Here is a 14,007-nt window from a genome sequence, read left to right on the forward strand (position 1 = left end):
CCGCCGCCTCAAGGCAACGGCGCTGGCCGCCCTGTCGCTAGGGCAAGGTGATCCACACGGCTTTGGTTTCCAGCAGGAACTCCAGCTGCTCGGCGCCCATGTCCTTGCCGTAGCCCGATTGCTTGTAGCCACCGAACGGCATGGACGGGTCCAGGGTGCTGTGCGCGTTGACGTACACGGTGCCGGCGCGCAGTTGCGGGATCAGGCCATGGACGCGGCCCAGGTCATTGGAATACAGCGCCGCCGCCAGGCCGAACGCCGAGTCGTTGGCCAGGGCCAGCGCCTCTTCCTGGCTGTCGAACGCCTGGGTGACCAGCACCGGGCCGAAGATTTCTTCCTGCACCACGCGCATGTCGTTGCGGCAGTTGGCGAAGATGGTCGGCTGCACATAGAACCCCGGGCCCGCGACAGGCTCGCCGCCGTAGTACAGCTGCGCACCCTCGGCCTGGCCCAGCTAAATGTAGCCAAGCACGCTTTGCTGCTGCTTGCGCGACACCATCGGGCTGATGAAGCAGCCCGGATCGAGGCCGGGGGCGATTTTCAGGGTGGCGGTGTATTCGGCCAACGCCTGCAAAAATTGTGGGTAGATGCTGCGCTCGATGTAGGCCCGGGTGCCGGCATCGCAGACCTGCCCGGAATTGAAGAACACGCCGTTGGCCACCGCCTGCGCCGCCGCCGGGATATCGGCATCGGCGAACACGATCACCGGCGATTTGCCGCCCAGCTCCAGGGTCAGGCGCTTCATCTGGTCCATCGACGCCTTGCCCACCGAGCAGCCGACCGGGGTCGAGCCGGTGAAGCTCAGCTTGTCGATGCCCGGGTGGCTGGTCATCGCCGTGCCGACCACGCTGCCGCGCCCGGTGACGATGTTGATCACGCCGGCGGGGATGCCGGCCTCCTCCACCAGCTCGGCGAAGCGCAAGGCCGACAGGGAGGTCAGCTCGGCCGGCTTCACCACCACGGTGCAGCCGGTCGCCAGCGCGGCGCCGAGCTTCCAGGCCATGGTCTGCAGCGGGAAGTTCCAGGGCACGATCACGCCCACCACGCCGACCGGCTCCTTGCGGGTGTAGGTCAGGTAGTTGCCCGGCAGCGACGGCTCCACGGTGCGCCCGTGGATCTTGCTGGCCCAGCCGGCGAAGTAGCGGAAGGTGTCGAGGGTGCCCTGGATGTCCACGGCCCGCGCCTGCTCCACCGACTTGCCCATGTCGATCGATTCGATCTGCGCCAGCTCGTCGCCATTGCGTTCGATCAGGTCCGCCAGGCGATGCAGCAGGCGTTCGCGCTCCAGGGGCTTGAGCTGGCTCCAGGGGCCGCCGTCGAACTGTGCACGGGCGGCCTGCACTGCGCGGTCCAGGTCTTCGACGGTGCCCATGGGAATGTGGGTAAGTACCCCTTCGGTCGAGGGCTCGATCACCTCGCTGGTGGCGCCGTCGCTGGCCGCAAGCCAGGCGCCGCCGATGAACTGGCGTTGGGGTTTGGAAAGGAAGCGCTGGGTCGCCTCCAGCACACCGAATGCCTGCAGATAGTCTTTAACCTTGTTGTCCACGGTGTGTCCCCGGTCAGCGAGCGCGGGCGCGCTCATGGAAGATGAAGCCGATGCTGTTCATCAGCAGTTGCGCGGCGAGGATCGAGGTGACGCCGGCCGGGTCGTAGGCCGGGGCCACTTCCACCAGGTCCATGCCGACCACCCTGCCCTGGCTGCGGCGTGCCAGCGCCTGGATGATCTCCAGCACTTCGTAGTAGAGGAAACCGCCGTGGCTCGGGGTGCCGGTGCCGGGGGCGATGGAGGGGTCGAAGCCGTCGATGTCGATGGTGATGTAGTAATCGCGGCCTTGCGGGATCTTCGCCAGCACACCTTCCGGGCCGAGGCGGCGCACGTCGCGCACCGAGAGGATCTGCGAACCGGCGTCGCGGGCGGCGTCGTAGTCGTCGCGGTTGGACGAGGACACGTTGCGGATGCCCATCTGGGTCATGCCGACGATGTGGTCCAGCTCCGAGGCGCGGCGCAGCGGGCTGCCGTGGCCGTAGCGCACGCCGTGGCGCTCGTCGACGAAATCAAGGTGGGCGTCGAAGTGAATGATGTGGATCGGCCCGCGCCCTTCGAAGGCCTTGATCACCGGGGCGTGGATCGAGTGGTCACCGCCCAGCACCACCGGCATGGCGCCCGAGGCGAGGATCTGGCGCACGGCCGCTTCGATGTTGGCGTTGCTGCTGGCCATGTCGGTGTGGACGATGTCGGCATCGCCCACATCGACCATGCGCACCTGCTCCTGGGTCAGGTAGGTGACGTCATCTTCGTGGTCGTAGGCGCCACTGTGGCCGAAGGAGAACAGCGTGGATGCCTCGCGAATGCCCCGCGGCCCGAAGCGTGCGCCGGAGCGCCACTGGGTGCCCATGTCGTTGGGCGCGCCGAGGATCGCGACATCGGCGTCGATGGCGTCCCAGTCGGTGCAGATGGGCGATTTGGCGAAAGTGCAATGCCCCACGAAGGGCAGGTTCAGGCGGCCGGATTCATAACCGTGCTTTGCCATGTTCGGGCTTCTCCACTTCTTGTTCTGTTCAGGAGACGGCGCCCGCGCAGGGCCGCCGTTGCAGCCACTATGGGCGCAGCCCGGCAGTGGAAAAATGCGCAACTGCAGATGCATACATCGGCGAACCCGAAGTATTCGAAGCTTTTGAAAGCCGCAGGAACCCGGCGTTGCGGGAAAGCGCCCTGGCATGGTTACCTTGGCAAAAAACAATCGATCGGCTGCTCATATCAGCTTCACCGATGTGACGCACCGACAGGAGGCCAGGCGTGATCCAGCTCCACGATGTCGATCTCAAGCTGCTCAGGGTATTTGCCACCATCGTGCGCTGCGGCGGCTTTTCTGCGGCGCAGGCCGCGCTCAATGCCGGCCAGTCGACCATCAGCGAACAGATGACCCACCTGGAAACGCGGCTGGGCGTGAAGCTGTGCCAGCGCGGGCGCAGCGGCTTTCGCCTGACCGAGCAAGGGGTGGCGATCCATGAAGCGGCGCTGCGCCTGCTGGGCGCGGTGGAAAGCTTCTGCCTTGACGCCGACGTGCTCAAGCAGCACATCAGCGGCAAGCTCAACCTGGGCATCATCGACTCCACCCTCACCGACCCCGACTCGCCGGTGCCGCGCACCACCCAGCGCTTCGTTTCGCGCGGCCACGACGCCCACCTCAACGTCTACATCGGCACACCTGCCGAGCTTGAAGAACGCGTGCTCGACGGCCGCCTGCACCTGGCCATCGGGCACTTCCCCCTGCGGGTGCCGGGGCTGTCCTACCTGCCCCTGTACGACGAGGCGCTGGGCCTGTACTGCGGCCGCCGCCACCCCTTGTTCGCCAGCAAGGCCAGCAACGGCCGCCTGCTGGAGGAGGTGCGCGCCTGCCGCCTGGTCGCCCGCGGCTACATGCAGCAGTACGACCTCGACCAGCTGGGCATGAGCAAGGCCGCCGCCACGGTCGAGAACATCGAGGCGGCGGCGATCCTGATCATTTCCGGGGCGTATGTCGGTTTCTTGCCGGTGCACTTCACCGAGCAGTGGGTCAAGAGCGGCGAGATGTGCCGGTTGGGGGCGAACACGCTGGACCTGAGTTCGCCGTTTGATGTGATTACCCGCCGCGGGGTGGCGGCGCCGCCGATATTGCAGGCGTTTCTCGAGGATCTAGGGGCGTGCATGCAGCCGGTAGGGCTGCCTTGAGCCCCGGGAACAGGCTCAATTCGGTGCCGGCAACACGCTCATCGGATCCACCGGCTTGCCGTTCTGGCGGATCTCGAAGTACAGCTGCGTGCGGTCGGTATCCAGGTCGCCAGCCTCGGCGATCTTCTGGCCCTTGCTGACGGTCTGGCCTTCCTTGACCAGCAGCTTGCTGTTGTGGCCGTAGACGCTGGCGTGCGCAGGCCCGTGCTGGAGGATGATCAGGTTGCCGTAGCCGCGAATGTTGGTGGCGAAAGCCACCTTGCCGCCGAGGCTTGCGAACACCGGCTGGCCAGGGCTTGCGGCGATGCGGATGCCCTTGCTGAGCTTGTCGGCCGGTGCGTAGCGGCCGATGACCACGGGGTTCTTGATCGGCCAGTCCCAGCCACGCAGGGTCACCTTGGTGGTCGGCGCGGCGGCGCCTTTAGCCGTCGTGGCGGTGCCGTTGCCTGGGCCGAAGCGAATGCTCTGGCCCACGTTCACCGCGTAGGGGGCGCTGATGTTGTTGTAGCGCGCCAGCGCCTTGAAGTCCCAGCCGTGGCGCGTGGCGATCGAATAGAGGGTGTCGCCGCGCTTTACCTTGTAGACGCCACTGACGACCTTGTTGGCAGAAGCGCTGGAGCTTGGGGGTTGGGAACTGCACGCGGAGATCGACAGCAGGACAGCGATCAGAATGAACCTGAGAAACACACCACATCCTTTGAGCGGAGACGCGATTGATTGAGGCGGCCACTATAAAGCACTGCGCGCGGCGTGCATGCCTGGGCATGGCAAGAAATCAGCGCTATTTCTTTATCTGGCAGATGCCGTTGGCGCGGTTCTTACCGGTGTAGGACACGTCAGGGGAGCCATCGGGGTTGATCGACAACGAGATCGTCACGTTACTGCCTTTGGCTTCGAAGTAGTTGTCGTTGAATTTCTTCAGCTTCGCTTCCTTGCCGTTGATGTAGATCGGGCCGCCCTTGTCGGCGTGGACCTCGATGTTGCCGGGGCAGGTGGCGTTCAGGAGAGGGATCTGGGCTTGGGCCAGGCTGGAAAAGGCGACCAGAAGGCCTGATAGTAGTTTCTTCATCTCACGCGCCTTGATGGAGTTTGTTCAGGAAGGGAGCGCAATAGTTTAGGCCGGCTCGTCATTGAGCGCTCGTTGTGGGTTGTGCATTTCAAGGAGAGCAAGGAATGAGTATTCGCAGCTTGGCGAAAAACCTTCCGCCTGACCCTGATAACGAGGGCTGGGTGCTAGGGTGGGGCGTGCTGCGGGATCGACATCCGTGGCACTTTGTCGACGTGTATGCGGACCGTAATACCGCCAAGGTAGAGGCAGAGCGCCGTGGTGAAGGGTACGTGGTGGAGTACGGCTCGCATCGGCTGGGATCGGATGAATTCGTCAGCGGTGCAGCGCTGCCGGAAGGCTAGCAGCAGGTGGTATTCCCAAAATGTTCCCATTAGGCTTTTTTTGGGACCTCAGAAACGCAAAAAGCCCTGAATAATCAGGGCTTTGAATATGGCGGAAGCGTAGAGATTCGAACTCTAGGATAGTTGCCCATCGACGGTTTTCAAGACCGTTGCCTTAAACCACTCGGCCACGCTTCCAGCTCGTTTTGCGGCGGCCATAATACCGTAATGAAACACGCTGTCAAACTCTCTATGACGCCGGTTACAGAACCTCTGATAGACTCCTTTGAATCAGAACGTTTCAAAACCACAGGTTTACCAAGGAGTGTCGCCATGCGCGAACAGGATTATGCCGTACACAACGGCCAGCAGGTCGAGCAGCGCGAGGTCAGCAAGGTCCTGCGCAACACGTACAGCCTGCTGGCACTCACCCTCGCCTTCAGCGGTGTGATGGCCTACATCTCGCAACAGATGGGCGTGCGCTACCCCAACGTATTCGTGGTGCTGATCGGCTTCTACGGCCTGTTCTTCCTCACCGCCAAACTGCGTGATTCGGTTTGGGGCCTGGTGTCCACCTTCGCCCTCACCGGTTTCATGGGCTTCATTCTCGGCCCGATCCTCAACCGCTACCTGGGCATGAGCGGCGGCGCCGAGGTAGTCAGCTCGGCCTTTGCCATGACCGCGCTGGTGTTCGGTGGCCTGTCGGCCTATGTGCTGATCAGCCGCAAGGACATGAGCTTCCTCAGCGGCTTCATCACCGCAGGCTTCTTCGTGCTGCTGGGCGCGGTGGTGGCCAGCTTCTTCTTCCAGATCAGCGGGCTGCAACTGGCGATCAGCGCGGGCTTCGTGCTGTTCTCTTCGGTCTGCATCCTGTTCCAGACCAGCGCGATCATCCATGGCGGTGAGCGTAACTACATCATGGCTACCATCAGCCTGTATGTATCGATCTACAACCTGTTCATCAGCTTGCTGCAGCTGTTCGGCATCATGGGCCGCGACGACTGATTCGATCGGTAAGAAAAAACCCGCTTCGGCGGGTTTTTTCATGGGCGTAAATTGACTTAAAGGTCAGCTTATTCAGCGATTCACCGCCGATCGTGCAGGTATCGTGCTTGCCACTACCCCAATCCCGCTTCATTCCGTAGAATGCGCTCCTTTTTTCATCCGGGGCAGCAACCTGCAATGAGCACACACGAACACAGCCCAGACGCGGCAGCGCCTGCCAACGAACTGGTGCTTGGCCTCGAAGACAAGCCGCGGCTGCTGATCGGCCTGCTGGCAGCGCTGCAGCATTTGCTGGCGATCATCGTACCGATCGTCACCCCAGGCCTGCTGATCTGCCAGGCGCTGGGCGTGTCGGCGCGTGACACCAACCTGATCGTGTCCATGTCGCTGGTGATTTCCGGCATCGCCACCTTCGTCCAGTGCAAACGCTTCGGCCCGTTCGGCGCCGGGCTGCTGATCGTGCAGGGCACCAGCTTCAACTTCGTCGGGCCGCTGATTGCCGGTGGCGCTTTGATGGTCAAGCAGGGTACGCCGGTGGAAAGCGTGATGGCGGCGATCTTCGGCGTGGTCATCGCCGGCTCGTTCGTGGAGATGGGTGTGTCGCGCATCCTGCCGTTCGTCAAACGGCTGATCACCCCGCTGGTAACCGGCATCGTCGTGCTGATGATCGGCCTGACCTTGATCAAGGTCGGCCTGATCAGCATGGGCGGCGGCTTCGGCGCGATGGCCGATGGCACCTTCGCCAATGGCGAGAACCTGCTGCTGTCGGGCGTGGTGCTGGCGATCATCGTGATCCTCAACCGCATCCCGGTGGTGTGGATGCGCAGCTGCGCCATCGTCATCGCCCTGGCCGTGGGCTATGCCCTGGCCGGCTACCTGGGCCGCCTGGACTTCACCGGCATGCACCAGGCCGCATTGTTCCAGGTGCCGACGCCGCTGCACTTTGGCCTGAGCTTCTCCTGGGCGCTGTTCATTCCAATGCTGGTGATCTACCTGGTGACCTCGCTGGAAGCCATCGGTGATGTCACCGCCACCAGCAAGGTCTCGCGCCAGCCGGTCGAAGGCCCGGTGTGGATGCAAAGGATCAAGGGTGGCGTGCTGGTCAACGGCGCCAACTCGCTGCTGGCTGGCCTGTTCAACACCTTCCCCAGCTCGATCTTCGCCCAGAACAACGGCGTGATTCAGCTGACCGGCATCGCCAGCCGCCATATCGGCATCTGGATTGCCGTGATGCTGGTGCTGCTGGGCCTGTTCCCAAGCGTTGCCGGGGTGATTCAGGCGGTGCCGGAGCCGGTGCTGGGTGGTGCGGCGATGGTCATGTTCGGCGCCGTAGCGGCATCGGGCATCAACATCCTGGCCAGCACCCGCCTCGACCGCCGCGCCTTGCTGATCATCTCGGTGTCGCTGGCGCTGGGCCTGGGCGTGGCCCAGGTGCCCGAGTTCCTCGCACACATGCCCGCGGCGATTCGCCATGTGCTGGAGTCGGGCGTAGCCACCGGTGGCATCTGCGCCCTGCTGCTCAACTGGTTCCTGCCGGAGAGCAAGGAACACGCCTGACGCAGCCTGCTTCAGCCGACAAAGCCCGCGCCTGCCTGCGCGGGCTTTTTGCTTTATCATGGCCGCATTCCTTTGCATGAGTTGTCCATGAAATTCGCCATCGCGGTTTTTTCCCCGGCCCATGCGCCCTCCTCGCGCCGCGCCTTGCGCTTCGCCGAGGCGGTGCTGGCCGACGGGCATGAGATTGCCCGGCTGTTCTTCTACCAGGACGGGGTTCACAGCGCCTCGGCCAACATCGTCGCCCCCCAGGACGAGCTGGACGTGGCCGCGCAATGGCGCGCCTTCATCGAAACCCAGAAGCTCGACGCCGTGGTGTGCATTGCCGCCGCCTTGCGCCGTGGCGTGCTCGACCAGGCCGAAGCCGCGCGCTACCAGCGCCCGGCGGTGAACCTGCCCCAGCCCTGGGAGCTTTCGGGCCTCGGGCAGTTGCATGAGGCCGCGCAGGTTGCCGACCGCCTGGTCTGCTTTGGAGGCGATTGAAATGGCCAAGTCCTTGTTGATCATCAGCCGCCAGGCGCCGTGGAACGGCCCCGGCGCACGCGAAGCGCTGGACATCGCCCTTGCCGGCGGCGCCTTCGACCTGCCGCTGGGCATGCTGTTTCTCGATGACGGCGTCTTCCAGCTGGCGCCCGGCCAGCAACCTGCGGCCGTGCAACAGAAAAACCTCGGCGCCAACCTGCAGGCACTGCCGATGTTCGGCGTCGAAGCCCTGTACGCCTGCCAGCACAGCCTGGCCCGCCGCGGCTTGCCCGCCGACACCCTGGAACTGGCGGTGGAGGTGCTGGACGATTCGGCGCTCAAGGCGCTGATTGCCCGTTACGACCAAGTGGTGACGCTCTGATGCCGACCTTGCACGTGATTTCCCATTCCCCGTTCGGCGATGAGCGCCTGGGCAGCTGCCTGCGCCTGCTGGGCAACGACGATGCCTTGCTGCTGTGCGGCGATGCGGTGTACGCCCTGCGCGAGGACAGCGACAGCCTGCGCCAGCTGCAGGCCGCCGGCCTGGAGCAGCGCCTGTTCGCCCTCGACGAAGACCTGCAAGCCCGCGCCATCACCAGCGAGCTGGCCAAGGCGGTGGATTACCCGGCCTTCGTCGCGCTGTCGCTGCACCATGACAAGGTCAACAGCTGGCTATGAACACTCTGACCGTTGGCGATCAGGCGATCGCCCTGGACAAGGACGGCTTCCTGGTCGACCTGCAAGACTGGTCCCATGAAGCCGCCGAGGCACTGGCCGCGCGCGAAAGCATTGCGCTAACCGCCGAGCACTGGGAAATCCTCGAGCTGCTGCGCCAGTTCTACGCGGAGTATCAGCTCTCCCCGGCCACTCGCCCGCTGATCAAGTACACCGCGCTCAAGCTGGGCGTGGAAAAGGGCAACAGCCCGCACCTCAACCGCCTGTTCAATGGCACCCCCGCCAAGCTCGCTGCCAAGCTCGCGGGCCTGCCCAAGCCGACCAACTGCATATGACCGACGCCCGCCCGCTGACCCTGGAAACCCCGGCCGAACACCCCTTCGCCGCCTTCGTGCGCATCCTTGGCAAGGGCAAGCGCGGCGCGCGCGGCCTGACCCGCGAAGAGGCCCGCGCCGCCATGGCCCTGCTGCTCGAAGGCAAGGTCGAAGACACCCAGCTCGGGGCCTTCCTGATGCTGCTGCGGCACAAGGAAGAAAGCGCCGAGGAACTGGCCGGCTTCACCGAAGCCGTGCGTGCCCACCTGCAGGCGCCGCGTATCGCGGTCGACCTCGACTGGCCGAGCTATGCCGGCAAGAAGCGCCACCTGCCGTGGTACCTGCTGGCGGCCAAGTGCCTGGCCAACAACGGCGTGCGTATTCTCCTGCACGGCGGTGGCGCACACACGGCCGGGCGCCTGTACACCGAGCAGTTGCTGGCCCTGCTGGAGATTCCGCTGTGCCGTGACTGGCCGGCGGTCAGCCAGGCCCTGGACCAGCATCACCTGGCCTTTGCGCCGCTGCACGACTGGGCGCCGCAGCTGCAGCGGATGATCGACCTGCGCAACACCCTCGGCCTGCGCTCGCCCATCCACTCCCTGGCCCGGGTGCTCAACCCATTGGGCGCCCGCTGCGGCCTGCAGAGCATCTTCCACCCCGGCTACCAGGCCGTGCACCGCGAAGCCAGCCGCCTGCTCGGCGACCATGCCGTGGTGATCAAGGGCGACGGTGGCGAGATCGAGGTCAACCCTGACGTGATCAGCCACCTGTATGGCACCAGTGCAGGGCAAAGCTGGGACGAGGAATGGCCGGCGCTCAGCGAACGCCGCCATGTGAAGCCGCCAAGCCTGGAGCCGGAGCAGTTGCTGGCCGTCTGGCGCGGCGAGGCCGAGGACAGCTACGGTGAGATGGCCGTGGTCGCCACCATGGCGCTGGCCCTGCGCGGCCTGGGCCAGGACCGCGAACAGGCATTCGCCACCGCACGCGGCTACTGGAGCGCGCGCAACCGATCGAATAAGTAGATAGCTACCCCGCAGTCTTTGCGCTAGTTGTTCGAACGATATCCCCTAGACTGGGCTCCAACGACAAACGACTTTGTTCCGAGGAGCTCACCATGGGCCTTTTGATCGACGGCCGCTGGCATGACCAGTGGTACGAAAACGGCAAGGACGGCGCCTTCAAGCGCGAGAACGCCCAACGCCGCAATCAACTGCCCGCCGCCGAGGCTGGCCGCTATCACCTGTATGTGTCGCTGGCGTGCCCCTGGGCCCACCGCACCCTGATCGTGCGCGCGCTCAAAGGCCTGGAGCCGCTGATCGATGTGTCGGTGGTGAGCTGGCTGATGCAGGAGAACGGCTGGACCTTCGACCAGCAGCAAGGCTCCAGCGGCGATCACCTCGACGGCCTCACCTACCTGCACCAGCGCTACACCCAGGACGACCCGCACTACACCGGCCGCGTGACCGTGCCCGTGCTGTGGGACAAGCAGGAGAAGCGCATCGTCAACAACGAGTCGTCGGAGATCATCCGCATCTTCAACAGCGCCTTCAATGCGCTGACCGGCAACCACCTGGACCTGTATCCCGAGCCGCTGCGCCCGGCCATCGAGGCGCTTAACGCCCGCATCTACCCGGCAGTGAACAACGGCGTGTATCGCGCAGGCTTCGCCACCACGCAGGAGGCCTATGTGGCCGCCTTCGACGAAGTGTTCGATGAGCTGGATCATCTGGAAGGGCTGCTGGATCGCCAGCGCTACCTGGCAGGGGAATACCTGACCGAGGCTGATGTGCGGCTGTTTACCACGCTGGTGCGCTTCGATGCGGTGTACCACGGGCACTTCAAGTGCAACCTGCGCCGCCTGAGCGATTACCCGAACTTGTCGAACTGGCTGAGGGAGCTGTATCAGTGGCCGGGGGTGGCGCAGACGGTGGATATGGAGCACATCCAGAAGCACTATTACATGAGCCACAAGACTATCAACCCGAATGGCATTGTGCCCAAGGGGCCGCTTCAGGACTTCAACGAGCCGCATGATCGGGAGCGATTGGCGGGCAAGGGGATCTGGCGGGGTTGAGACAGCTGGGGCTGCTTTGCAGCCCTTTCGCGACACAAGGCCGCTCCTACAGGACACCATGGGGTCTTTGTAGGAGCGGCCTTGTGTCGCGAAAGGGCCGCAAAGCGGCCCCAGCCTATTGCTAGTCCTGCTGCGCCCCTTCGAACCAGGCCAGCTTCTCGCGCAACCGCACCACTTCCCCGACGATCACCAAGGTCGGCGCATGCACCTCATGCCGAGCCACCAGCGCCGGCAAGTCCGCCAGCGTACCGGTGAACACCCGCTGATTGCGCGTCGTCCCCTGCTGCACCAGCGCTGCCGGCGTGCTGGCCGCACGCCCATGGCGAATCAGCTCGGCACAAATGGTCGGCAACCCCACCAGGCCCATGTAGAACACCAGGGTCTGCGCCGGCGCCACCAGGTCATCCCAAGGCAGGTTGCTGGTGCCGTCCTTGAGGTGCCCGGTCACGAAGCGCACCGACTGGGCATAGTCACGGTGAGTCAGCGGAATTCCGCCATAGGCGGAACAACCACTGGCCGCCGTAATGCCCGGCACCACCTGGAACGGGATGCCCTGCTCGGCCAGCTCTTCGATCTCCTCGCCACCCCGGCCGAAGATGAACGGGTCACCGCCCTTGAGCCGCAGTACGCGCTTGCCTTGCTTGGCCAAATCGACCAGCAGGCGGTTGATCTGGTCCTGCGGCACGGCATGGTCGGCGCGGCGCTTGCCCACGTAGATGCGTTCGGCATCGCGCCGGCACATCTCGATGATCGCAGGCGCCACCAGGCGGTCGTACAGCACCACGTCGGCCTGCTGCATCAGGCGCAAGGCACGGAAGGTCAGCAAGTCCGGATCACCCGGGCCCGCCCCCACCAGATACACCTCGCCGCCCTGCTGCACCGGCGCGCCGTCGACCATTGCCTGCAACAGCTTCTCGGCCTCGGCGCCCTGCCCGGCCAGCTGGCGCTCGGCAATCGGGCCCTGGAAAACGGTTTCCCAGAAGCCGCGGCGCTGGTTGACGTCGGGGTACAACGCCTTGACCCGGTCGCGAAAACGCGCGGCCAGGCCGGCCAGTTCACCATAGGCAGACGGAATCCAGGCCTCCAGCTTGGCGCGAATCAAGCGCGCCAGCACCGGGGCGTCTCCGCCACTGGACACCGCCACCACCAGGGGTGAGCGGTCGACGATGGCCGGGAAGATCACCGTGCACAAGGCCGGCGCATCCACCACGTTGACCGGCAGGCTCAGCGCCTGCGCATCGGCCGACACCTGGGCATTGAGCCCAGGGTCGTCGGTGGCTGCGATCACCAGCCGGCAACCGGCCAGGTCGCCTGCCTGATAGCCACGCACCAGCACCTCGCCGCCACCTTCACGGGCCAGCGCAGCCAGCTGGCCGTCGACGTCGGGCGCTACCACCCGCAGCGCGGCGCCGGCATCGGCCAGCAGGCGCGCCTTGCGCAAGGCGATTTCACCGCCGCCGACGACCAGCACGCGGCCGCCCTGCAGCTTGTGGAACAGCGGCAGGTAATCCATTTAGCGGATGACCTCGACACCACCCATGTACGGCTTGAGCACGTCCGGCACGCGGATCGAGCCGTCGGCCTGCTGGTAGTTCTCCAGCACCGCAACCAGGGTGCGGCCTACCGCCAGGCCGGAGCCATTGAGGGTGTGCACCAGTTCCGGCTTGCCGGTTTCCGGGTTGCGCCAGCGCGCCTGCATGCGGCGGGCCTGGAAGTCGCCGCAGTTGGAGCAGGAGCTGATCTCGCGGTACTTGTCCTGGCTCGGCACCCACACTTCCAGGTCGTAGGTCTTCACCGCGCCAAAGCCCATGTCGCCGGTGCACAGGGCCAGCACGCGGTACGGCAGCTCCAGCAGCTGCAGCACGCGCTCGGCGTTGGCGGTCAGGCCTTCCAGGGCTTCCATCGACTTGGCCGGCTCGACCACCTGGACCATCTCGACCTTGTCGAACTGGTGCTGGCGGATCATGCCGCGGGTGTCGCGGCCCGACGCGCCGGCTTCACTGCGGAAGCACGGGGTATGGGCAACCAGCTTGAGCGGCAGCTGCTTGGCGTCGAGGATCTCGCCCGCCACCAGGTTGGTCAGCGACACTTCGGCGGTCGGGATCAGGTAGAAGTCGGCTTCGCCTTCGCGGCTGATCTTGAACAGGTCTTCCTCGAACTTCGGCAGCTGGCCAGTGCCCTGCAGGGCTGGAGCCTGTACCAGGTACGGGGTGTAGTGCTCCTCGTAGCCGTGCTCGCCGGTGTGCAGGTTGATCATGAACTGCGCCAGGGCGCGGTGCAGGCGGGCGATTGGCCCACGCAGCACGGCAAAGCGGGCGCCAGACAGCTTGGCTGCGGCTTCGAAGTCCAGGCCACCGCTGATCTCGCCCAGGGCGACGTGGTCCTTGATCTCGAAATCGAAGGTGGCCGGGGTGCCCCAGCGGCGCACTTCGACGTTGTCGTCTTCGCTGGCACCGACCGGCACGCTGGCGTCCGGCAGGTTCGGGATGGTCAGCAGAATGCCGTCCAGCTCGGCCTGGATGCCGTCCAGCTCGACCTTGCCAGCGGCCAGTTCATTGGCCATGCGCTCGACGTCGGCCATCAGCGGCGCGATGTCTTCGCCCTTGGCCTTGGCCTGGCCGATGGACTTGGAGCGGGCATTACGCTCGGCCTGCAACTGTTCGGTACGGGTCTGTACCGCCTTGCGGCGCTCTTCCAGTGATTCGATGCGCGCGACATCCAGGCTGAAGCCACGGGAGGCGAGGCGGTCAGCCACTTCCTGGAGTTGGCCGCGTAACAGTTTGGAATCGAGCATGTCGTTCTCTCGTTATGTATAGAGGTTG

15 protein-coding genes, 1 tRNA gene and 1 pseudogene are annotated in these 14,007 nt (G+C 64.9%); 10 read left to right on the forward strand and 7 right to left on the reverse strand.

Features of this window, described 5'->3' with window-relative positions; translation table 11 throughout:
• Positions 1-37: 37 nt before the first annotated feature.
• Both L6D75_RS13215 and speB read right to left on the reverse strand, forming a co-directional pair.
• Positions 38-1,546, reverse strand: a pseudogene (locus L6D75_RS13215) (aldehyde dehydrogenase family protein).
• 13 nt (positions 1,547-1,559) lie between these two features.
• A complete protein-coding gene (gene speB / locus L6D75_RS13220) occupies positions 1,560-2,531 on the reverse strand; it encodes an agmatinase (protein WP_176515120.1) in 972 nt (323 codons plus the stop codon).
• A 266-nt stretch (positions 2,532-2,797) separates the two neighbouring features.
• On the opposite strand from speB, the gene L6D75_RS13225 reads away from it, so the two are divergent.
• Positions 2,798-3,712: a LysR family transcriptional regulator gene (locus tag L6D75_RS13225; RefSeq protein WP_176515121.1), complete on the forward strand. Its 915-nt coding sequence runs from the start codon at positions 2,798-2,800 to the stop codon at positions 3,710-3,712.
• Between the two features lie 15 nt (positions 3,713-3,727).
• On the opposite strand, the gene L6D75_RS13230 is transcribed toward L6D75_RS13225, so the two are convergent.
• Together L6D75_RS13230 and L6D75_RS13235 are read right to left on the reverse strand one after the other, a co-directional pair.
• Positions 3,728-4,399, reverse strand: coding sequence for a peptidoglycan DD-metalloendopeptidase family protein (locus L6D75_RS13230; protein ID WP_176515122.1), 672 nt, complete (start codon positions 4,397-4,399; stop codon positions 3,728-3,730).
• 94 nt (positions 4,400-4,493) lie between these two features.
• A complete protein-coding gene (locus L6D75_RS13235) occupies positions 4,494-4,781 on the reverse strand; it encodes a hypothetical protein (RefSeq protein ID WP_176515123.1) in 288 nt (95 codons plus the stop codon).
• A 104-nt stretch (positions 4,782-4,885) separates the two neighbouring features.
• Between L6D75_RS13235 and L6D75_RS13240 the strand changes: the two genes are divergently transcribed.
• The gene (locus tag L6D75_RS13240) at positions 4,886-5,122 is read left to right on the forward strand and encodes a hypothetical protein (RefSeq protein WP_176515125.1); all 237 of its coding nucleotides are present in this window, start codon (positions 4,886-4,888) and stop codon (positions 5,120-5,122) included.
• 89 nt (positions 5,123-5,211) lie between these two features.
• Here the strand turns inward: L6D75_RS13240 and L6D75_RS13245 are convergent.
• Positions 5,212-5,299 (reverse strand) — tRNA-Ser (locus tag L6D75_RS13245).
• Between the two features lie 135 nt (positions 5,300-5,434).
• Here L6D75_RS13245 and L6D75_RS13250 point away from each other — a divergent pair.
• The 8 genes from L6D75_RS13250 to L6D75_RS13285 all read left to right on the forward strand — a co-directional run bounded on the left by L6D75_RS13250 (position 5,435) and on the right by L6D75_RS13285 (position 11,185).
• Positions 5,435-6,106, forward strand: coding sequence for a Bax inhibitor-1/YccA family protein (locus tag L6D75_RS13250; RefSeq protein ID WP_176515127.1), 672 nt, complete (start codon positions 5,435-5,437; stop codon positions 6,104-6,106).
• Between the two features lie 177 nt (positions 6,107-6,283).
• Entirely contained in the window at positions 6,284-7,663 is a 1,380-nt protein-coding gene (locus L6D75_RS13255; protein ID WP_176515129.1) for a nucleobase:cation symporter-2 family protein, read from the forward strand.
• Positions 7,664-7,750: 87 nt separating this feature from the next.
• Complete coding sequence (tusD, locus tag L6D75_RS13260) at positions 7,751-8,143, forward strand: sulfurtransferase complex subunit TusD (RefSeq protein ID WP_176515131.1); 393 nt, start codon at positions 7,751-7,753, stop codon at positions 8,141-8,143.
• Between the two features lies 1 nt (position 8,144).
• Positions 8,145-8,504, forward strand: coding sequence for a sulfurtransferase complex subunit TusC (tusC, locus tag L6D75_RS13265; RefSeq protein WP_176515134.1), 360 nt, complete (start codon positions 8,145-8,147; stop codon positions 8,502-8,504).
• A complete protein-coding gene (gene tusB, locus L6D75_RS13270; protein ID WP_176515136.1) occupies positions 8,504-8,800 on the forward strand; it encodes a sulfurtransferase complex subunit TusB in 297 nt (98 codons plus the stop codon). Before tusC ends, tusB begins: the two co-directional genes overlap by 1 nt.
• Positions 8,797-9,132 carry a TusE/DsrC/DsvC family sulfur relay protein gene (locus L6D75_RS13275; protein ID WP_176515138.1) on the forward strand — a complete coding sequence of 112 codons (336 nt, stop codon included), beginning with the start codon at positions 8,797-8,799 and terminating at the stop codon, positions 9,130-9,132. The genes tusB and L6D75_RS13275 overlap by 4 nt, the downstream gene beginning before the upstream one ends.
• A gap of 14 nt (positions 9,133-9,146) precedes the next feature.
• Complete coding sequence (locus L6D75_RS13280; protein ID WP_371871964.1) at positions 9,147-10,133, forward strand: glycosyl transferase family protein; 987 nt, start codon at positions 9,147-9,149, stop codon at positions 10,131-10,133.
• Positions 10,134-10,225: 92 nt separating this feature from the next.
• A complete protein-coding gene (locus L6D75_RS13285; protein WP_176515142.1) occupies positions 10,226-11,185 on the forward strand; it encodes a glutathione S-transferase family protein in 960 nt (319 codons plus the stop codon).
• A gap of 121 nt (positions 11,186-11,306) precedes the next feature.
• On the opposite strand, the gene cysG is transcribed toward L6D75_RS13285, so the two are convergent.
• Positions 11,307-12,698, reverse strand: a complete 1,392-nt coding sequence (cysG, locus tag L6D75_RS13290) for a siroheme synthase CysG (RefSeq protein ID WP_176515144.1) — start codon at positions 12,696-12,698, stop codon at positions 11,307-11,309.
• A complete protein-coding gene (gene serS, locus L6D75_RS13295; protein ID WP_176515146.1) occupies positions 12,699-13,979 on the reverse strand; it encodes a serine--tRNA ligase in 1,281 nt (426 codons plus the stop codon).
• Positions 13,980-14,007: the final 28 nt, after the last annotated feature.

The organism is Pseudomonas faucium (assembly GCF_021602585.1).
In the GTDB taxonomy this organism is placed as follows: Bacteria; Pseudomonadota; Gammaproteobacteria; order Pseudomonadales; family Pseudomonadaceae; genus Aquipseudomonas; species Aquipseudomonas faucium.

Bases quoted from the DNA above. Each gene is read 5' to 3' on its own strand.
- L6D75_RS13250 (WP_176515127.1), top strand. From the start codon at position 5,435: ATGCGCGAACAGGATTATGCCGTACACAACGGCCAGCAGGTCGAGCAG.
- L6D75_RS13235 (WP_176515123.1), bottom strand. From the start codon at position 4,781: ATGAAGAAACTACTATCAGGCCTTCTGGTCGCCTTTTCCAGCCTGGCC.
- L6D75_RS13240 (WP_176515125.1), top strand. From the start codon at position 4,886: ATGAGTATTCGCAGCTTGGCGAAAAACCTTCCGCCTGACCCTGATAAC.
- cysG (WP_176515144.1), bottom strand. From the start codon at position 12,698: ATGGATTACCTGCCGCTGTTCCACAAGCTGCAGGGCGGCCGCGTGCTG.
- tusB (WP_176515136.1), top strand. From the start codon at position 8,504: ATGCCGACCTTGCACGTGATTTCCCATTCCCCGTTCGGCGATGAGCGC.
- L6D75_RS13255 (WP_176515129.1), top strand. From the start codon at position 6,284: ATGAGCACACACGAACACAGCCCAGACGCGGCAGCGCCTGCCAACGAA.
- tusC (WP_176515134.1), top strand. From the start codon at position 8,145: ATGGCCAAGTCCTTGTTGATCATCAGCCGCCAGGCGCCGTGGAACGGC.
- L6D75_RS13285 (WP_176515142.1), top strand. From the start codon at position 10,226: ATGGGCCTTTTGATCGACGGCCGCTGGCATGACCAGTGGTACGAAAAC.
- speB (WP_176515120.1), bottom strand. From the start codon at position 2,531: ATGGCAAAGCACGGTTATGAATCCGGCCGCCTGAACCTGCCCTTCGTG.
- serS (WP_176515146.1), bottom strand. From the start codon at position 13,979: ATGCTCGATTCCAAACTGTTACGCGGCCAACTCCAGGAAGTGGCTGAC.
- tusD (WP_176515131.1), top strand. From the start codon at position 7,751: ATGAAATTCGCCATCGCGGTTTTTTCCCCGGCCCATGCGCCCTCCTCG.
- L6D75_RS13275 (WP_176515138.1), top strand. From the start codon at position 8,797: ATGAACACTCTGACCGTTGGCGATCAGGCGATCGCCCTGGACAAGGAC.